We start from the raw sequence: 18,486 nt of genomic DNA, 5'->3' as shown, positions 1-18,486 counted from the left end.
GTATCAATGAGATCTCTCCGTGAGAGACCCCTTCTGCGGCTCCGGACGGGTCGCGGTCCCGGCCTTCTCGGCAACCTCGGGCGACACGGACATGGCTCGCTGCCTCCGTCCCTCCACCTCGCCGACTGCGTCAACGGGGTCGCCGGGAGGTCCGACGTCCCGCTCGGTGTCGAATCCACCGTACTGTGCGACCCCGTACACCGCCCCCCGTACCTCCTGCCCTGAGCAGCCACTCGACCACCGTCGGCCCGGTGCGTCTCCCTCCCCGCCTACCGCGCTCCGGTGGGCGCGACCGGGCGACCGCCCACGAAGGTGCGGGTGGGATGGAGGTCACGCAGGGCTTCGCCGAGGCAGTCCGCGGGGTCCTGGTCCCAGATCGTGAAGTCGGCCCACCGGCCCGGGGTCAGCATGCCGCGCAGGTGGGACTCGCCCGTGAGCCGGGCCGCCTGGGTGGTGTGCAGGGTGAGAGCCTCGTCGTAGGTGATGGCGTGTTCGGGGCCCTTGACGCCGATGACGGTCTGCCTGGTCGTCATGCCGTACACCGAACGCATCGCGCCGAACTGGCCGACGGGGAAGTCGGACCCCGCGCTGACCTGGGCGCCCAGGTCGATCCAGCCGCGGGCCGGGAAGAGACGGGCGACCCGCTCCGGGCCCCAGAAGCCCTCCTCCACCTCGGCGGTGTCGTGCAGCAGCGGCTGCTGGATGGTGACCGGGATGCCCAACGCGACGGCACGGGCGCGCTGCTCGGGGCCGGCCAGGCCGCCGTGCTCCATCACCAGCGTGCCGGCGGGCAGGCCGGGGTTGCGCTCCAGGACCCGCTCGTAGACGTCGAGGAGGGTACGGACGGCACGGTCGCCGTAGGCGTGGGTGCCGACCCGCCAGCCGCGCCGGACCACCGCTTCGACCGCCTCGACCAGGGCGTCCGGCTCCCAGATCAGCATCCCGGAGAAGGAGTGGTCACAGGCGTACGGCTCCTCGGTGGCGCCGGCCTCCAGGCCGCCGTCGAGGCCGAACTTCACGCCCCACACCGACAGATACGGGTCGGAGCCGTCGCGCCACTCCTCCATGGTGTCCAGGAGGTCCTCGACCTGGGTCGCGCTGGTCAGTCCGAGCGCCGAGATCAGCGCGCGCACCCTGGTGCCGAGCGCGCCTGCCTCGCGGGCGGCCAGGAGCACCCGGTAGTCCTCGGGGGTGACCGCGCAGTCCCGCACGGTGCCGATGCCGGTGGCGGCGTAGTCGCGGGAGGCGATCCGCAGGCCCTCGATGCGCCGGGCCCGGTCGGGGGCCGGGACCAGGTGCTCCACCAGGTGCAGGGCGTTGTCGATCAGCCGGCCGTCCAGCCTGCCGTCGCCGCTGCGGCCGATGGTGCCGCCGGGCGGTGCGGGGGTGTCCTCGGTGATGCCCGCGAGGCGCAGCGCGTGGCTGTTGACGACGTCGTTGTGGCCGCCGCGCTTGACCAGGACGGGGTGCCGGTCGGTGGCCGTGTCGAGTTCGGCCGCGGTCGGCATGCGGCGCTCGGCGAGGTTGAGTTCCTGCCAGTTGGTGGTGGTGCGGATCCACTCGCCCTCGGGGGTGACCGCGGCCCGCTGCCGGATCAGGTCGAGGAACTCGGGGATGGTGCGGGCCCGGTGGACGGGGACGTCGTGGGCGCCGAGGGCGGCGAAGACCAGGTGGGTGTGGGTGTCGTCGAAGGCGGGCAGCACGGTGGAGCCGGGCAGGTCGTGGACCCGGGTCCGCCCGGTGACCAGGTGGTCGAGGCCGTGCGGGTCGGCGGACACGGCGGCGATCCGGTCACCGCGCACCGCCAGGGCCCGCTGCGCGACCTGGCCGGGCACCAGGGTGTGCACCGCGCCGGCACGGATCAGCAGATCGGCTCCGGGGTCGGTCATCGTCTTCTCCCTCAGCTCGCAGCGTTTCGGTGGTGTCGCTGACGAGACTGTTGTAGAAGTCGTTCGACGATTCGCCGCCATTTATGGATCGGAAACGCGGTAAACACGCCACTGACATGCCACGAAATGCAGATCATGCGCCAAATTCGGGTGATGTAGAGGTGGTGCAGAGGAGGGCGGTTCGACGTGCGCCAACAGCTGAATGAAACCGACAGCCGGATCGCCGCCGCGATGCTGGCCGCCCCGCGCGCTTCCTGGCGCACCGTCGGCCGCGTCCTCGACATCTCGGAGCGCACCGTCGTCCGCCGGGCGGCACCGTTGTTCGGCGACGGCACACTGCGGGCCACGGCCGTACGCAACCCCCTGCACTTCCCCACGCTGAGCCCCCTGGCCCTGCGCATCCGCTGTGAGCCCACCCGGATCGGCGTCATCGCCGCCACCCTCGCCCGCCGCCCCGACACCATCTGGGTCGACGTCCTCGGCGGCGGCGACGAAATCTGCACCATCCTGTTCCTGGACGGACCGGACGCCCGCAACAACCTGCTGCTGCGCGACCTGCCCGCCACTCCCGCGGTCCGGTCCTGGACCTCGCACGTCCTGCTACGGGTCTTCCCGGCCGCCTTCGACTGGAGTGGCGGCCTGCTGACGGAGGCCGAACTCACCAGCCTGCGACCGGACATGGCCGCGGCACCCACCCGCCCCGTCCTCCAGCCCCTCGACCACCAGCTGATCACCGCGCTGGTCGAGGACGGCCGCGCCTCCTACACCGAGCTCGCGCGCCGCGCCGACACCACCGCCCTCACCGCCCGGCGCCGGGTGGAGGCACTGGTGAACGGTCAGGTACTCCGGCTCGCGACCGAGGTCGACCTGGCCCGGTTGGGCATCCGGGCCGAGGCCCTGCTGTGGATCACCGTCGCACCGGGCGGACTGGAGGAGACCGGGCAACGGCTCAGCCGCCACCCGCAGGTCCGCTTCGCTTCCGCCACCACCGGCTCCGCCAACCTGCTCGTGGCCGTCGCGGCGAGGGACCTCAACGCGCTCTACCACTTCCTCAGCGACACGATCGGCGCCCTCGACCACATCACCACCCTGGAGGTCACGCCCATCCTGACCGGCGTCAAGAGGACCGGCCTGGTCCGCCCGGGCAGTCTCTGAGCCGATCGCAGGGTGTCGCCGGCCGGCCTTCAGAACGTCGTCGTCATCCCCCCGTCCACCGCGATCGTCTGCCCCGTGATGAAGGACGCCGCGTCGCTCGCCAGGAACACCACGAGCCCGGCGACCTCCTCCGGCCGGCCCCAACGCCCCAGCGCCGTACGGCTGCGCAGCCACCGCGTCCACTCCGGGTCGTCCGCCAGCTCCGCGTTGACCTCGGTCGCGAACGTCCCCGGCGCGACCGAGTTCACCGTCGTCCCGCTCGGCCCCAGGTCCGCCGCCAGCGCCCGCGTCAGCCCGTCGAGGCCCGCCTTCGCCGCCGAGTACGCGACGTCACCGGCCCGGCCGAGGCTGCCCATGACCGAGGAGACGTTGACGATCCGGCCCGGCACGCCCCGCGCGGCCAGACCCTGCGCGACCGTCCGCGCCATCGCGTACGCCGAGGTCAGATGCACGTCGAGGAGCCGGGCCAGCTGGTCCGGCGTCATCTCCGCCATGCCACGCCGGTCCCGGTGGCCCACGTTGTTGACGAGTACGTCGATGTCCCCGAGCCCGGTCACGGCCTCGCGGGCCGCCTCCCGCTCGGTGACGTCGAAGGCCGCCGTGCCGACGTCGAGCCCTTCCTCGCGCAGCTTCCCGGCGGCCTGCGCCAGCGTCGCCGGATCCCGCCCGTTGAGGACCACCCGCGCACCGGCCCGTGCCAGCCCGCGCGCCATCTCCAGGCCCAGCCCCCGCACCGAGCCGGTCACCAGCGCCGTACGCCCGTCGAGTCCGAAGTCCATGTGGCCGCCCATCCGCAGTGCCACCTCCACTGAAACACTCGTTTCAGTTACCGTAACCCCGTGCCCCCGACACCGTCACCCCGCCGCACCGAACTCCTCGACGCCTGCTACGCCTACCTGCTCGACCACGGCCTGACCGGCCTCTCCCTCCGCCCCCTGGCCGCCGCCACGGGCACCAGCCCCCGCGTCCTGCTCTACCTCTTCGGCAGCAAGGACGCCCTGGTCAGAGAGCTGCTGGCCCGAGCGCGGCACGAGCAGGTGCGCATGATGGCCGAGGTGCTGGAGGACAAGGGCGACGACAGCGGTCTCGAAGCCCTGACCGACCGGCTCTGGGACTTCCTCTCCTCCCCGGCCCAGCGGCCCATGGTGCGGCTGACCTACGAGGCGTTCCTGCTGTCCCTGACCCGTGACCCCGGCCCCTGGGCCGGTTTCGCCGGTGAGGCGGCGCGGGAGTGGCTCGACCTGCTGGTGCGGGCCCAGCCGCCCGGCACCCCGCCCGCCGTGGCCGAGGCCCGCGCCACCCGCGCCCTCGCCCTCGTACGCGGGCTGCTCCTCGACCTGCTGGCCTGCGAGGAGCCCGAGCGGGTGGCGGCGGCGATGCGTGTCACAGACGACAGCCCCAGTCCGTCAAGGAAGCAGGACAGCCAAGCCCACACATCCTGAGGAGGGCACACCATGGCACCCCTCGTCTCCAGCATCGAAATCTCCCGCCCGCCCGCCGAGGTCTTCGCCTACGTCACGGACCCGGCCCACTTCGCCGAGTGGCAGGGCGACGTGGTGAGCGCACGGGCGGCGAGCGACGGCCGTACGTTCACCACGACCCGTCGTATCGGCCCGAAGGAGCGCACCTTCACCCAGGAGGTCACTGATTCCCGTCCGCCGGTCCACTGGTCCGCCCGCGGCCTGGACGGCCCCCTGCGCCCGTCGATGGACATGACACTCGAACCCCTCGCCGACGGCACCGCCTCCCGCATCACCTTCGCCCTCGACTTCGCCCCGCAGGGCATCGGCGTCGCCCTCCTCCCCCTGGTCCGCCGCCAGGCCGCGAAGGGCGCCCCGATCAGCTACCGAAACCTGAAGCGACGACTGGAGAGCGGGGCCGCGTAGCGACAGCGGGCAGCGGCGGCGCGGGCCCCACACCGCCGGACCACAGCGACAACACGCCCCCGGCGCCGACAGACCACAACGACCCGATCAACCCCCGCGCCAGCGGACCCCAACGCCCGCCCCACCCGGCCTCAGCCACCCGCCACCCCATGCAGCAACTTCGCCGCCAACCCCCGCAGCTGCACATGTTCGGCGGCCGTCAGTGACGCGGTCAGCATGCCGATCCGCTCGTCCATCTCCGCCTCGCCCCGCTCCGCGAGCTCCCGCCCGGCCGGTGTGAGGGTGACGAGCACGCCCCGGCCGTCGACCGGTGACGGAATCCGCCGTACCAGCCCCCGCTTCTCCGCGCGCCCCACGAGCCCGGTCATGGAGGACTTGTCCAGCCCGAGGTGGCGGGCGAGTTCGAGCATGCCGGGCCGGCGGTCGCGCAGGATGGCGAGGAGGCGGACCTGGACGAGGGAGAGGTCGTGCTCGGCGGCGACCCGCCCCAGCACGCCCTGCACCAGGAACGACAGCTGGACCAGCGCGTCCACGGTGCTCTCCTCGACGTCGCTTCTGTCACCGGCGGTCATGCGGGCCTCCTCCGGAGCATTTGGTTTGTGACACAAACCTCTTGACCTGGTACGTGACACAAACTACCTTCGCAGTAGTACGCATCGCAAACCAAGTCAGCCGTCGCGGTCGCACGACCAAGTAGTACGTGACACAAACTACCGACCTACCATCGACGCCCGGGAGACCCCCCATGCACGCAGCCGTCGTCCACTCCTTCGACACCCCGCCCCGCTACGACACCACCGACACCCCCACCCCGCACGGCGCGCACGAGGTCCTCGTCGACGTCCTGGCCGCCGCCCTCCACCCCCGCGTCCGCTCCGCCGCCGACGGCACGCACTACACCTCAGACGGCACCCTCCCCCTCGTCCCGGGCATCGACGGCGTCGGCCGCACCCCCGACGGCGAGCTGCTCTACTTCGTCGCCCCGGACGACCACGGCACCATGGCCGAGCAGGCCGTCGTCGACCGCCGCCGCGCCGTCACCCTCCCCGCGGACACCGACCCGGACGGCGTGACCGCCCTGGCCGCCGCGATGAACCCGGCGATGTCCTCCTGGGTCGCCCTGCGCCGCCGCGTCACCCTCGCCCCCGGCGCCCGCGTCCTCGTGCTCGGCGCCACCGGCAGCGCCGGCCGGCTCGCCGTACAGATAGCCAGGCACCTCGGCGCCGGACACGTCGTGGCGGCCGGCCGCGACCCCGAACGCCTCGCCCTGCTCCCGGAGTTGGGCGCCGACGAGACGGTCTCCCTACAGGGCGACCCGGCACAGGCGGCCGAACGCCTCGCCGCCACCACCGCCCCCGACGCCGACGTCGTCCTCGACTACCTCTGGGGCCCGGTCACCGAGCGCGCCCTCCCCGCCCTCCTCACCGCCCGCACCGACCGCGCGCGGCCCCTCGCCTGGATCCAGATCGGCTCGATGGCGGGCCTGGAGCTCACCCTCCCCTCCCAGTACCTGCGCGCCGCGAACCTCCAGCTCATGGGCAGCGGCCAGGGCTCGGTCAGCACCGCTGGCATCCTCGCCGAACTCCCGCCCCTGGCCGAGCGGATCACCTCGGGGGCGTTCGCGGTCGACCCCGTCGCCGTCCCCCTCTCGAAGGTCGAGCAGGCCTGGACCGCAGCCACCACCCCCGGCCGACGGATCGTCCTGACACCCGGCGAATAGCCCGCGAATAGCCCGCGAACAGCCCCTCCCGCCCCTCACTCAACGCGCGTCAACCTGTGCGAACCCTGTGCCCCGAGTCAAGCCGCACCCATCCCCCAGCCATCCCACCGCCATTGATCCACAAACCCCCAACCCCCTTCAGTAATGCGGAAGTCAGGATTCCGAAACGCTCTTGTTTGTCGCGTACTCAACAAGCGAAGGTCGGTGCGGGCCGCCGCCCCCACCGGGAACCTCACCGGTGGTCCCCCCACCCGCAGGCCTCTGTCAACCACTCACAGGAGGCTGTACGTTGCGTACGGACACCCCCAACTCCCCCCACATATCCGGCAGATGGCGCCGCATCGGCTCGGCCGCCACGGCCACCGCCGCGCTCGTCTTCGCCGGCCTCGGCACCGCCGTGCACGCGGACGCCGCCACCACGGCCGCCTCCCCCAAGGTGAGCGCCCGGACGATCGCCGCGCAGGTCGCCAAGGCGCACGTGCGGTACGAGAAGTCCTGTGCCGCGACCCCGAAGAAGGGGTTCGCCGCGTGCAACGCCCTCCGGGTCACCGGCGGCACCACCGCCTTCATGGAGAAGCAGGCCGCGCTCAAGGGCGTGACCCCCAAGACCATCAAGCCGAACGCCGCCTCGGACTCCCCGACCGGCTACGGCCCGAGTGACATCCAGTCGGCGTACGGCCTGGCAGACGCCGCCTCCGCCAACGGCTCCGGCGAGACCGTCGCGATCGTCGACGCGTACGACGACCCGAACGCCGAGGAGGACCTGGCGACCTACCGCGACTACTACGGTCTCTCCGCCTGCACCACGGACAACGGCTGCTTCAGCAAGGTCTCCCAGACGGGCTCCACGACCTCCCTCCCCTCCGCCGACAGCGGCTGGGCCGGTGAGATCTCGCTCGACCTCGACATGGTCAGCGCGACCTGCCCGAACTGCAACATCCTCCTGGTCGAGGCCAAGTCGGCGTCCGACGCCAACCTGGGCACCGCGGTGAACGAGGCCGTCAAGCTCGGCGCCAAGTTCGTCTCCAACAGCTACGGCGGCTCCGAGTCCTCCTCCGACACGACGTACGACACCTCGTACTACAAGCACGCGGGCGTCGCCATCACCGCGAGCGCGGGCGACGAGGGCTACGGCGCCGAGTACCCGGCCGCCTCCCGGTACGTCACCGCCGTCGGCGGCACCAAGCTCTCCACTTCCTCCAACAGCCGCGGCTGGACCGAGAGCGTGTGGAAGACCAGCTCGACGGAGGGCACCGGCTCCGGCTGCTCCTCGTACGACGCGAAGCCGTCCTGGCAGACCGACACCGGTTGCACCAAGCGCATGATCGCCGACGTCTCCGCGGTCGCCGACCCGGCCACCGGCGTCTCGGTCTACGACTCCTACGGCTCCGACGGCACCGGCTGGAACACCTACGGCGGCACCAGCGCCTCGTCCCCGATCATCGCCTCGGTCTACGCCCTCGCGGGCACCCCGGGCAGCAGCGACTACCCGGCCCAGTACCCGTACAACGCGGCCGGCACGTCCGCGCTCAACGACGTGACCAGCGGCAACAACGGCTCCTGCTCGACCGCGTACTTCTGCACCGCGGAGTCCGGTTACGACGGTCCGACCGGCTGGGGCACCCCGGAGGGCCTGGACGCCTTCACCGGCTGACCCTCGGCCGGAAGCACGACCTCCCCGTCGGGTCACGGGGAAGCCGCCGATGTGAGGAGTACGTGGGGACTCCTCGGCGGCGCGGAAAGGAAAAAGGAAAGGAAGACGGGTCACGGCAGCCGGCCGCGGCCCGTCTTTCCGTTGCCGGTATCGTCCGCGGGACGCCGCCCAACAGACGACGCACCGGGGGAACCACCATGAAGCGCACGCTCGCCGTCCTGCTCACCGTCGCCGCACTCACCGCGCCGCTGGCCGGGTGTAGCAAGTCGAAGCCCGTCACCGGCACGGTCGTCAGCAAGGACACGGACCACGAGTGCAAGACGAAGCGCAAGGGCACGAAGAAGACCCGCACTTGCCACACCGAGTACGAGCTGAACGTCCGCACGAAGGGCGGCGACGAGAAGGAGGTCGACGTCAGCAGCAGCGCCTACGCCCTGTGCACCGAGGGCGCGGCCTACCCCAAGTGCAGCACGCGCTAGCCGGTCCGCAGCCCCGCCAATCCATGCAACTCCCTTGAGTCTCCTGTGGGTTGAGTAAAGGACTGAACCACGTTCAGTAAGCCGGAAGTCAGAATTCCGTAAGCCTCTTGTTGTCGCGTACTCAACAAGCGATGGTCATCGCGGGCCGCCGCCCGCCGCCGGGGAACCCGTACCGACGGCATCGCACCCGCACTGCCCCTGTTCCACCCCATCAGGAACATCAGGAGGCTGCACGATGCGTTCCACTCCCCCCAACAGACCTTCGACGCAGCGCGGTTGGCGCCGGGTCGGCTCGGCCCTCGCCGCCACCGCCGCGCTGGTGTTCGCCGGCCTCGGCACCGCGGTCCAGGCCGACGCGGCCGCCACCGCGTCCACGAAGGTCACGTACGTCTCGACCCCCTGTGCCACCCCCAAGCACGCGGGCGACCTCACCTGCAAGTCCTACCGGGTCACCGGCGGTCTCACCGCCTTCCAGAAGATGCAGGCCAAGAAGACCGGCATCACCCCGAAGGCCGCCGACGCCTCGACGCCCTCCGGCTACAGCCCGACCAACCTCCGGTCCGCCTACGGCCTGACCTCCGCCGCCGCCTCCAACGGCTCCGGCGAGACCATCGCGATCGTCGACGCGTACAACGACCCGAACGCCGAGTCGGACCTCGCGACGTACCGCTCGTACTACGGCCTGTCGGCCTGCACCACGGCCAACGGCTGCTTCAAGAAGGTCTCCCAGACCGGCTCCACCACCTCCCTGCCCTCCTCCGACGCCGGCTGGTCCGAGGAGATCTCCCTCGACCTCGACATGGCCTCCGCGATCTGCCCGAACTGCAACATCCTGCTGGTCGAGGCCACCAGCGCCTCCTACGCCAACCTCGGCACCGCCGAGAACGAGGCCGTCGCCCTCGGCGCCAAGTTCGTCTCCAACAGCTACGGCGGCTCCGAGACCTCCTCGCAGACGTCGTACGACACCTCGTACTACAAGCACGCGGGCGTCGCGATCACCGTCTCCGCCGGCGACAGCGGCTACGGCGCGGAGTACCCGGCGACCTCCCAGTACGTGACGGCCGTGGGCGGCACCAAGCTCTCCACGTCCTCCACCACCCGAGGCTGGACCGAGTCCGTCTGGCGCACCTCCAGCTCCGAGGGCACCGGCTCCGGCTGCTCCTCCTACGACGCCAAGCCGAGCTGGCAGACCGACACCGGCTGCACCAAGCGCATGGAGTCCGACGTCTCCGCGGTCGCCGACCCCGCCACCGGCGTCTCGGTCTACGACTCCTACGGCGTCACCGCCGGCTGGTACACCTTCGGCGGCACCAGCGTCTCCGCCCCGATCATCGCCGGCGTCTACGCCCTCGCGGGCACCCCGGCCAGCGGCACCTACCCGGCGCAGTACCCCTACGACTACGCGGGCACCTCGTCCCTCAACGACGTGACGAGCGGCTACAACGGCTCCTGCTCGACCGCGTACTTCTGCACCGCCGAGACCGGCTACGACGGCCCGACGGGCTGGGGCACCCCGGAAGGCATCACGGCGTTCGCCAACTGACACAGCCTCACATGGCCTGCGGGCCCCGGCAGCTGCCGGGGCCCGCAGGCCATTTCCCCCCGTCGACCGTGAGAACATCGTCTCGACCCCTCACCCGGCCGGCCGCCAGAATCGGCCCAGGTCGTAGAAGGGGTCAACGACGGAACCACACGACAGGTTCCGCTCAGGCCTCATTGCCCGGCGTGACCTGCCGTGATACACAGAGTGACCGTACGTGCTATTCGTACGAAACCCGCCAATCAATGACGTCAAGTCGACATACGACGACGGCATTGTCGGCGACAATGAGCCTGCCCTCTGCACCGACGCAGAGGACACGAACGCGAACGCGAACCGGAACTACCCACCAGGGGCGGTGACTTACATGCTCTTTGCGGCCGACAAGGGAGACATCAACACCATCATCGGCGGGATCGCTCCGGACTGGGGCCCCTTCGGCAGCCTGGGCAACGAGGCCAAGGTGATGATCGAGGTCGTGATGGCGGTGGCCATCCTGCTCTGCCTCGGCATCGCGGTGTGGGGCGCCGCCAAGCAGCGCATCGGCGCGACCGCGCTCCGCGACACCTTCAGCGCGGAACAGGGCAAGGGCCTCATCATCGCCGGCCTCACCGGGGTCTTCATCATCGGCTCCCTGGGCACGCTCTTCACCATCGTGTACGGCATGGCGGTCTGACCCGACGTCCCCTCACCCCACCCCCACCCTCTACCCCACCCGCCCGTCGTGCTCACCGGCTGAGGTTGCGTTTCCCTGATGTCGAGTCACCACACCGCGCCCGCGCGGACTCCAGCACGGCTACCGTCGTATGTCTGTGTCCACGAGGTGGAGAGGGCGTACGCGGCATGAGTCTCGGAGACGACCACGAGGCCTCCGGCGGTTACGGCGGCACGGGCCAGACCCGGACACGGCTGCCGGAGAGCGGCGGCGACGTCTACGGCGGCGCCCGCCGCCCCGGCCGCTCGTCCTCCCGCAGCCTGGTCACGGTGGTGGGCGTGGTGGTCCTCCTGATCGCCGCGATCGCCTTCGCGAACCGCGGAGACGACAACTCGCCCTCCTCGGCGGCAGGAAGCGCAAACAAGCCGGAAACCTCAACGACAGCGGCAACCGGCACAAAGCCGGTCCAGTCGAAGGCGGGAGGCATTCCGACGGGGTTCGCGCATGACCAGCAGGGGGCGCAGAGCGCGGCGACGAACTATGCGACGGTGCTGGTTTCGGCCGACATTCTCAAACCTGCCCGGCGGACCGAGATCGTGCAGCAGGTCTTCGTCTCCGACAAGCAGGCCGCGCTTCAGCAGCAGCTCGACAACGCGTACTCCAAGGACTTCCTGAGCAAGATCGGCCTCGACGAGAACGGCAACGCGGCGTCGGGCAGCACCTACATCTCGCGCACGGTACCGGTCGGCACGAAAACCACCAGCTACTCGGACAGCACGGCGACCGTGGAGGTCTGGTGCACCGGGCTGTACGGCACCGCCGGTGAGAAGTCGACCAACCCGGTCACCAGCGACTGGTTCACCATGACGCTCCAGCTGCGCTGGGCAAACGGCGACTGGAAGGTCGACAGCTTCTCGCAGAAGGACGGCCCCGCGCCCGTCCCCGGGGACGACAAGGCGTCCAGCGCCGACGACATGGCCAAAGCCGTCGAGGAGTACGGAGGCTTCACCTATGCCCGGTAGCCCGCGCCGCGTATTCAAGGTCGCCGCCACCCTCACGGCAGTACAAACCACGGTCGTACTGCTGGCCACCCGCGCCGCCGCAGCCCCCTCTCCTTCCCCGTCGCCATCCGCTTCGACCGACAAATGCGACCTCATCGTCGGTCCGGCCAAGAAGTACTGCGAACGCGGCAGCGGCGACAAGGGCACCACGGGTACCGACACCCCCAGCCTCACGTCCACCCTCGACCCCCTCTCCTCCCTCGCCAAGGGCTGTGCCGACGCCGCGTCCTGGACCATCGGCAAGCTCAGTGACGCCGTCAAAGAGACCGCCAACGTCGACTTCACCAATCAGAAGTTCCTGCAGCAGTACGCCGTCGTCTTCGCCGCCTCCACCATCCTCACGCTCCTCCTCTGGCTCCTCGCCGTCGCCAAGCGAGCAGTACGAGGCGTCCCCCTCACCACCGCCATCTCCGAAGCCGTCGGGTTCCTCTGGCTGACCGTGCTCGCGTCCGCCTTCACGCCGCTGATCCTCTACACCGTCGTATCGGCGGCGGACGGCGTCACCGACGTCCTCGCGAAAGCCACCGGCGACCAGACGGACACCTTCTTCGGCAACTTCTCCGGCGCCCTCGACAAGGGCACCGACATCGGCGGCGGCCCCATCATGCTGATCGTCGTGTCGCTGGTCAGCATCCTCGCCGCCGGCGTCCTGTGGCTGGAGCTCGTCATCCGCGCCGCCCTCCTCTACGTCGGCGCCCTCCTCGGCACCGTCGTCTACGCCGGCCTCGTCGACAAGAACCTCTGGAGCCACGTCCGCCGCTGGGCCGGCATCATGATCGCCGTCATCCTCGTGAAGCCGATCATCGTGATCGTCCTGGGCCTCGCCGGCGCGCTCAGCTCCGAGAACGGCCCGGACTCCTTCTCCGCCGTCGTCTCCGGCCTCGCCATCATCCTGCTCGCCATCTTCGCCAGCGCGATGATCTACCGCTTCGTCCCCGGCTTCGGCGACGAGATCGCCAGCGGCCGCAACAACCGCATCATGCAGGGCGCCGAGAGCAAGGCCGCCGCAGTCATCAGCTCCCCCGCGACCATGGTCGCCCAGGGCATCAAGACCCACAGCGCCCGCGCCAACGACAACGGAGGCGGCGGCCAGTCGTCCTCCAACGGCGGCGCCCGCCCGAGCAACCCGGTCTCCGGCGGCGTCGCCGCCCACAGCACCCGGACCCCGAACGGTGGTGGCGGCGGATCTGTCCCCTCCGCCGCACCCGCACCCCGTTCCGCAAGCCCGGTGAACACCCCGCACGCCGGCAACACCCGCAACAGCAGTACCAACCGCACGGGAGGTGAAGGGCGTTGACGACCGAGTCCCACCTGTCCCATCCGGTCACGCCCCGCCGTACATATCTCATCGGCCGCGCCCGGCCGAACGCGATCGTCGGCCGGAATCGTGAATCCGGCGAGATCGCGCTCATCATCGGCGGCGCGTTCCTCGGCATGATGTGCGGGCTCCTGGTCCCCGTCCTCTCCCTGCGCATCGTGCTGCTGATGGGCTTCCCCCTGCTGGCGCTGATGGCGGTCTACGTGCCGTACAAGCACCGGACCTTCTACAAGTGGTTCGAGATCAACCGCAGTTACAAGCGCACCCTCAAGCAGGGCACCCTGTACCGGTCCGGCGTCATGGAGGCCGGCACCCGCCTCGACGGCCGCGAGGTCGAGGTCGGCCCGCCGCCCGGCATCGGCCGCATCACCTGGCTCGCCGCGCCCTTCGGCCCCGACGAGATCGCCGTACTGCTGCACGCCGACCGCCGCATGGTGACCGCCGCCATCGAGATCGAGGGCCCCGGCGTCGGCCTGCGCGACTCCGAGGACCAGGAAGCCCTCGTCGACCGCTTCGGCACCCTGCTCAAGCACGTCGCCAACGGGGACGGCTTCGTCACCCGCCTCCAGATGCTCGCCCGCACCCTCCCGGCCGACCCGGACGCCCACGCCAAGGACGTCGCCCTGCGCGGCGACGACAAGGCCCTGCCGTGGCTGCAGACCTCGTACGACCAACTGCAGTCGATGGTGTCCACCAGCAGCGAGCAGCACCGCGCCTATCTCGTCGCCTGCATGCACTACACGCGCGAACTCGCCGCCGAGGCCCAGGCGATGGCCCGCGCGGCGCGGCCGCAGGCCGGCCGGAAGGTGGACCGGGACGCCGGTCTCGCGGTCGTCATGGCCCGCGAGCTGACCGACATCTGCTCGCGCCTCCAGGAGGCCGACATCCGCGTACGACAGCCGCTCGGCCAGGGCCGTCTCGCCTCCCTCATCCACTCCATGTACGACCCCGACCACCCGATCGACCACATCCAGGCGATGACCAAGCGCAACGCCTGGCCGGCCGAACTCGACGCCATGGAACCGACGTTCCTCCAGGCGAAGACCCGGGAGTCCTCCACCCGCGCGCCCTGGTGCCACGCCACCGCCTGGGTGAAGGAGTGGCCGATGACGCCCGTCGGCGTCAACTTCCTCGCCCCGCTGCTCGTCCACACCCCGGACGTCATCCGCACGGTCGCCGTCACGATGGACCTCGAACCCACCGAGGTCGCCATCGAGCGCATGCTGACCGAGAAGACGAACGACGAGGCGGAGGCGTCCCGCGCCGCCAAGATGAACCGCACGGTCGACCCCCGCGACATCGCCGCCCACAACCGCCTCGACCAGCGCGGCGAGGACCTCGCGAGCGGCGCCGCGGGCGTCAACCTCGTCGGCTACATCACGGTCTCCTCCCGCTCCCCCGAGGCCCTGGCCCGCGACAAGCGGACCATCCGGGCGTCGGCCGGAAAGTCGTACCTGAAGCTGGAGTGGTGCGACCGCGAGCACCACCGCGCCTTCGTGAACACGCTGCCGTTCGCCACCGGAATCCGAAGGTAGGGGCTGATTCGCCGATGCGGGATCCGCTGTCCGTCCTCACCGACGCCTTCACGTCCTTCCTCTTCGGGAAGGTCGAGACGACCCGCCTGCCGGTACGCACCTCGACGGGCCAGGCCCAGGCCGTCTACCTCCCCACGGCGGCACCGGGGTTGGGCGACTCGGGCGTGATCATCGGCCGCGAGGTGTACTCCGGCAAGGGCTACATCTACGACCCCTTCCAGCTCTACGGCCAGCAGCTCCCCGCCCCCCACTGGCTGGTCCTCGGCGAGTCCGGAAACGGCAAGTCGGCGCTGGAGAAGACGTACGTCCTACGGCAGTTGCGCTTCCGCGACCGCCAAGTGGTCGTCCTGGACGCCCAGGGCGAGGACGGCGTCGGCGAATGGAACCTCATCGCGGAGGAGTTGGGGATAACCCCCATCCGCCTGGACCCCATGGCCGCCCTGGACCACGGGATCCGCCTCAACCCCCTCGACCCGGCGATCACGACCACCGGCCAGCTCGCGCTGCTGCGCACCATCATCGAAGTCGCCATGGGGCACGGCCTCGACGAGCGCTCGGGCTTCGCGCTGAAGGTCGCGCACGCCTACGTCAACGAGACGATCGTCGAACGCCAGCCGATCCTCACCGACATCGTCGAGCAACTACGGCACCCCGAGCCGGAGTCGGCCGAGGCGATGAACGTCGACATAGAGGACGTACGGGCGTGGGGACTTGATGTCGCGCTGGTGCTCGACCGCCTGGTCGACGGCGACCTGCGCGGCATGTTCGACGGCCCGACGACGGTCGGCATCGACCTCGACGCGCCCCTGATCGTCTTCGACCTGTCCCACATCGACCGCAACTCCATCGCCATGCCGATCCTGATGGCGATCGTCGGTGTGTGGCTGGAGCACACCTGGATCCGCCCCGACCGGAAGAAGCGCATCTTCCTGGTCGAGGAGGCCTGGCACATCATCAACAGCCCCTTCGTGGCCCAGCTGTTCCAGCGGCTGCTGAAGTTCGGCCGACGGCTCGGCCTGTCCTTCGTGGCGGTCGTCCACCACCTGTCCGACGTGGTGGACGGCGCGGCGGCGAAGGAGGCCGCGGCGATCCTGAAGATGGCGTCGACGCGGACGATCTACGCCCAGAAGGCGGACGAGGCCCGGTCCACGGGGCGGGTGCTCGGCCTCCCGCGCTGGGCCGTCGAGATCATCCCGACCCTGACGCCCGGCATCGCCGTGTGGGACGTCAACGGCAACGTCCAGGTGGTCAAGCACCTGATCACGGAGACGGAACGCCCACTGGTCTTCACCGACCGCGCGATGACCGAGTCGTCCGCCGACCGCGACCTGGCCGACGACGCCCTGCGCGCCGCCGAGCTGGAGGCGGAGGAGCGTGCGGCGGCGTTCGTGGAGCAGCACCTGAGCGACTACGACGGTTCCTCCGAATCGACGGTGGCGTAGCGGGAGGCGGACGTGGTGAGACCGGACGACCGGCGGCGCGACCGCCGGGAGGGCGAGGGCGGCATCCCCGACGGGCTGCTGGTCGGCATACTCGCCTTCCTCCTCGGCATGACGCTGCTGGTCTGGTCGGCGACGGGCCTGGCGGGCCTGTTCTCGAAGGGTTCCTGGCCGGAAGCGGTCTCCTTCACCCGCACCCCCCTGGCCATGCGCCACCTCATCGGCAAGCCGCACGACATCACGGGCGCCTGGCCGGCCACCCCCAAGGCCCAGCTCTCCGGCTACGGCCTGTTCTGGGGCCTGTTCATCGGCCAGCTGATGGTCCTGTTCGTGCTGACCGTGTTCGTGATGGGCACGACAGCACGATGGCGGGCGGGCCGGGCACGCCGACGACTGGAGCGCACGGCGGCCATCGAACGGGCCACAGCGGCGGCGACAGAGCCCCTCCCCCACCCGGAACCACTCCCCCAGCAGCAGCCAACACCCCAACAACCGACCGAGGGTTACGGCGTCCACGAGGTCCCGGTGCCACGGGCGGAACCCGCACCGCCGCCCCCGCACCCCACGGACACCGGCCACCCCCTGTCGCCGTCGACGACCGGCCTGGTCCACTACGCCCCACCCGCAAGCCGCCAGGAAACCGCGACGCAGGCCGTACGTGACGCGGAGGGCCCCACCCTCGTCGTCACCTCGAACCCGGCCGTCTGGTCGGACACGAAGGACGCCCGCGCCAAACTGGGCCCGGTCCACCTCTACGACCCCGCCCACCGCTGCGACACCCCGGCCCGCCTCCACTGGTCCCCCACGGCGGGCTGCGAGGACAAACAGACGGCGACCTCCAGAGCCACCGCGCTCCTGGCCCCCATCCGCCCCACGGCCAAGCTCGACCAGGCCCTGTCGGCCACAGCGGAAACGCTCCTGCGCTGCTACCTGCACGCCGCCGCGGTGGACGGCCGCACCATCCGCCATGTCCACCGCTGGTCGCAGGGCACCCAGATCCAGGACGCGGTCCGCGTCCTCCGTACGAACCCGAAGGCCGCCGCCGGCTCCGCGGGCGAGTTGGAGGCCGCGCTCACCGCGCACCCCGAACGCCGGGACATGGCCCAGGAGTTGACGAGCCGAGCCCTGTCCTCCCTCTTCACGGTCAACATCCGAGAGGCGTGCACACCCAACCGAACCGATGCACTCGCCTTGGATTCCTTCGTCGACGAAGGGGGCACGCTTTATGTAGTGGGGGAGTCCATCGAGGACCCCAGGACCAATCCAGGCGCGATGCCTCTCCTGACGGCCCTCGTCTCCAGCGTGGTCGAGCGTGGCCGCCGCATGGCCGAACGGTCATCCGCCGGTCGCCTCGACCCACCACTGACGCTCGTCCTGGACGACGTCGCCGCGGTGGCTCCGCTTCCCCAGCTCCCGGAGCTGCTGGCCACCGGAGCGGACCGGGGCCTGCCGACCCTGGCCCTGCTCCGCTCCAGGGAACAGGGCCGCGCCCGCTGGCCGCACGACGAGTTGCCGGTGTGACCCTCCAAGACCTTCTAAGCCCGCTCCCGCTCGACGGCCATCTCCAGCTCCCGCTCCTTGGTGCCCTCACCAAGGGGTACGACGACGCCGGTGGCCACGAATCCCGCCTTGCCGTAGAACCGTCGGGCCCTGGCGTTGTCCTCGTGCACGATGAGCCGGACCCGCTCGACCCCCTGCCCCCAGGCCCATTCCAGACCGGCGTCGAAGAGCACCTCCGTCAGCCCGATCCCCCGGTACTCCTCCCGCACGAACACGCCGACGACATGCCCCTGCTTCCGCTCGACGGGGAGCCCGGCCCAGTCCTCCGTGCCGGCCTCCTCGATCAGCACGGTCAAGGTCCCGACCCACTCCCCGTCCGGCCCCTCGGCAATGATCTGCTGCGCCCCGGTGGCGCCCTTCGCGGCCCCCTCGGCCCGTTCCTTCCAGAAGGAGTCCGGCCGTCCCAAGGCGTCGTCGTACGTCTCCAGGAACGCGAGGTGTGCCACGGGGTCCTGGAGCGCGAGGAGCCGAAGCGCCTTGGCGGCGGGCCACTCGTCGGGCCGTATGGAGCGGATGACGTAGTTCATGCGCCTCACAGTAGCCGGAAACGCAAAAAGGCCCACACCATTTCTGGTGTGGGCCTTTCGCACAATTT

17 protein-coding genes are annotated in these 18,486 nt (G+C 70.6%); 13 read left to right on the top strand and 4 right to left on the bottom strand.

The features are described from left to right. Window positions 1-269: 269 nt before the first annotated feature. Window positions 270-1,889 carry an amidohydrolase gene (locus tag MQP27_RS12815; protein ID WP_242765134.1) on the bottom strand — a complete coding sequence of 540 codons (1,620 nt, stop codon included), beginning with the start codon at window positions 1,887-1,889 and terminating at the stop codon, window positions 270-272. A 186-nt stretch (window positions 1,890-2,075) separates the two neighbouring features. On the opposite strand from MQP27_RS12815, the gene MQP27_RS12810 reads away from it, so the two are divergent. Further along, window positions 2,076-3,044, top strand: a complete 969-nt coding sequence (locus MQP27_RS12810) for an Lrp/AsnC family transcriptional regulator (protein WP_242765132.1) — start codon at window positions 2,076-2,078, stop codon at window positions 3,042-3,044. A 29-nt stretch (window positions 3,045-3,073) separates the two neighbouring features. Here the strand turns inward: MQP27_RS12810 and MQP27_RS12805 are convergent, their stop codons facing one another. Beyond that, a complete protein-coding gene (locus MQP27_RS12805) occupies window positions 3,074-3,853 on the bottom strand; it encodes an SDR family oxidoreductase (RefSeq protein WP_242765129.1) in 780 nt (259 codons plus the stop codon). Between the two features lie 30 nt (window positions 3,854-3,883). On the opposite strand from MQP27_RS12805, the gene MQP27_RS12800 reads away from it, so the two are divergent. Together MQP27_RS12800 and MQP27_RS12795 are read left to right on the top strand one after the other, a co-directional pair. Beyond that, window positions 3,884-4,486 (top strand): TetR/AcrR family transcriptional regulator, encoded by a 603-nt coding sequence (locus tag MQP27_RS12800; RefSeq protein ID WP_242765127.1) that lies wholly within the window; start codon window positions 3,884-3,886, stop codon window positions 4,484-4,486. Between the two features lie 12 nt (window positions 4,487-4,498). Next, a complete protein-coding gene (locus tag MQP27_RS12795; RefSeq protein ID WP_242765125.1) occupies window positions 4,499-4,930 on the top strand; it encodes an SRPBCC family protein in 432 nt (143 codons plus the stop codon). A gap of 131 nt (window positions 4,931-5,061) precedes the next feature. Here the strand turns inward: MQP27_RS12795 and MQP27_RS12790 are convergent, their stop codons facing one another. Beyond that, a complete protein-coding gene (locus tag MQP27_RS12790) occupies window positions 5,062-5,502 on the bottom strand; it encodes a MarR family winged helix-turn-helix transcriptional regulator (RefSeq protein WP_242765123.1) in 441 nt (146 codons plus the stop codon). Between the two features lie 173 nt (window positions 5,503-5,675). Between MQP27_RS12790 and MQP27_RS12785 the strand changes: the two genes are divergently transcribed. From MQP27_RS12785 to MQP27_RS12740, 10 genes are all read left to right on the top strand, one after another. Next, entirely contained in the window at window positions 5,676-6,650 is a 975-nt protein-coding gene (locus tag MQP27_RS12785) for a quinone oxidoreductase family protein (protein ID WP_242765121.1), read from the top strand. A 289-nt stretch (window positions 6,651-6,939) separates the two neighbouring features. Beyond that, on the top strand, window positions 6,940-8,304 hold the full coding sequence (locus MQP27_RS12780; RefSeq protein WP_242765119.1) for a S53 family peptidase: 1,365 nt from the start codon (window positions 6,940-6,942) through the stop codon (window positions 8,302-8,304). A gap of 197 nt (window positions 8,305-8,501) precedes the next feature. Further along, complete coding sequence (locus MQP27_RS12775; RefSeq protein ID WP_242765117.1) at window positions 8,502-8,783, top strand: hypothetical protein; 282 nt, start codon at window positions 8,502-8,504, stop codon at window positions 8,781-8,783. 235 nt (window positions 8,784-9,018) lie between these two features. Continuing rightward, window positions 9,019-10,326: a S53 family peptidase gene (locus MQP27_RS12770; RefSeq protein WP_242765115.1), complete on the top strand. Its 1,308-nt coding sequence runs from the start codon at window positions 9,019-9,021 to the stop codon at window positions 10,324-10,326. 364 nt (window positions 10,327-10,690) lie between these two features. Beyond that, entirely contained in the window at window positions 10,691-10,999 is a 309-nt protein-coding gene (locus tag MQP27_RS12765; protein WP_014673544.1) for a DUF8827 family protein, read from the top strand. Between the two features lie 167 nt (window positions 11,000-11,166). Next, entirely contained in the window at window positions 11,167-12,000 is an 834-nt protein-coding gene (locus MQP27_RS12760; RefSeq protein WP_242765112.1) for a DUF8175 domain-containg protein, read from the top strand. Next, window positions 11,990-13,336 carry a hypothetical protein gene (locus MQP27_RS12755; RefSeq protein ID WP_242765110.1) on the top strand — a complete coding sequence of 449 codons (1,347 nt, stop codon included), beginning with the start codon at window positions 11,990-11,992 and terminating at the stop codon, window positions 13,334-13,336. Before MQP27_RS12760 ends, MQP27_RS12755 begins: the two co-directional genes overlap by 11 nt. After that, window positions 13,333-14,892 carry an SCO6880 family protein gene (locus tag MQP27_RS12750; protein ID WP_242765108.1) on the top strand — a complete coding sequence of 520 codons (1,560 nt, stop codon included), beginning with the start codon at window positions 13,333-13,335 and terminating at the stop codon, window positions 14,890-14,892. The genes MQP27_RS12755 and MQP27_RS12750 overlap by 4 nt, the downstream gene beginning before the upstream one ends. A 14-nt stretch (window positions 14,893-14,906) precedes the next feature. Beyond that, window positions 14,907-16,334, top strand: coding sequence for an ATP-binding protein (locus MQP27_RS12745; protein ID WP_242765106.1), 1,428 nt, complete (start codon window positions 14,907-14,909; stop codon window positions 16,332-16,334). Between the two features lie 15 nt (window positions 16,335-16,349). Then, on the top strand, window positions 16,350-17,852 hold the full coding sequence (locus MQP27_RS12740) for a type IV secretory system conjugative DNA transfer family protein (RefSeq protein ID WP_242765871.1): 1,503 nt from the start codon (window positions 16,350-16,352) through the stop codon (window positions 17,850-17,852). 14 nt (window positions 17,853-17,866) lie between these two features. Here MQP27_RS12740 and MQP27_RS12735 read toward each other — a convergent pair whose 3' ends face one another. Beyond that, window positions 17,867-18,418 carry a GNAT family N-acetyltransferase gene (locus MQP27_RS12735; protein ID WP_242765104.1) on the bottom strand — a complete coding sequence of 184 codons (552 nt, stop codon included), beginning with the start codon at window positions 18,416-18,418 and terminating at the stop codon, window positions 17,867-17,869. Between the last annotated feature and the right edge of the window lie 68 nt (window positions 18,419-18,486).

Source organism: Streptomyces cylindrosporus (assembly GCF_022698165.1).
GTDB classification, from domain to species: Bacteria; Actinomycetota; Actinomycetes; order Streptomycetales; family Streptomycetaceae; genus Streptomyces; species Streptomyces cylindrosporus.
Note: the sequence above shows the minus strand (reverse complement) of the source record. Positions and strands in the feature narration are given on the sequence as shown.

Coding starts and splice junctions, on each gene's coding strand:
- MQP27_RS12815 (WP_242765134.1), bottom strand. CDS start 1,889: ATGACCGACCCCGGAGCCGATCTGCTGATCCGTGCCGGCGCGGTGCAC.
- MQP27_RS12795 (WP_242765125.1), top strand. CDS start 4,499: ATGGCACCCCTCGTCTCCAGCATCGAAATCTCCCGCCCGCCCGCCGAG.
- MQP27_RS12790 (WP_242765123.1), bottom strand. CDS start 5,502: ATGACCGCCGGTGACAGAAGCGACGTCGAGGAGAGCACCGTGGACGCG.
- MQP27_RS12785 (WP_242765121.1), top strand. CDS start 5,676: ATGCACGCAGCCGTCGTCCACTCCTTCGACACCCCGCCCCGCTACGAC.
- MQP27_RS12775 (WP_242765117.1), top strand. CDS start 8,502: ATGAAGCGCACGCTCGCCGTCCTGCTCACCGTCGCCGCACTCACCGCG.
- MQP27_RS12770 (WP_242765115.1), top strand. CDS start 9,019: ATGCGTTCCACTCCCCCCAACAGACCTTCGACGCAGCGCGGTTGGCGC.
- MQP27_RS12765 (WP_014673544.1), top strand. CDS start 10,691: ATGCTCTTTGCGGCCGACAAGGGAGACATCAACACCATCATCGGCGGG.
- MQP27_RS12760 (WP_242765112.1), top strand. CDS start 11,167: ATGAGTCTCGGAGACGACCACGAGGCCTCCGGCGGTTACGGCGGCACG.
- MQP27_RS12755 (WP_242765110.1), top strand. CDS start 11,990: ATGCCCGGTAGCCCGCGCCGCGTATTCAAGGTCGCCGCCACCCTCACG.
- MQP27_RS12745 (WP_242765106.1), top strand. CDS start 14,907: ATGCGGGATCCGCTGTCCGTCCTCACCGACGCCTTCACGTCCTTCCTC.
- MQP27_RS12735 (WP_242765104.1), bottom strand. CDS start 18,418: ATGAACTACGTCATCCGCTCCATACGGCCCGACGAGTGGCCCGCCGCC.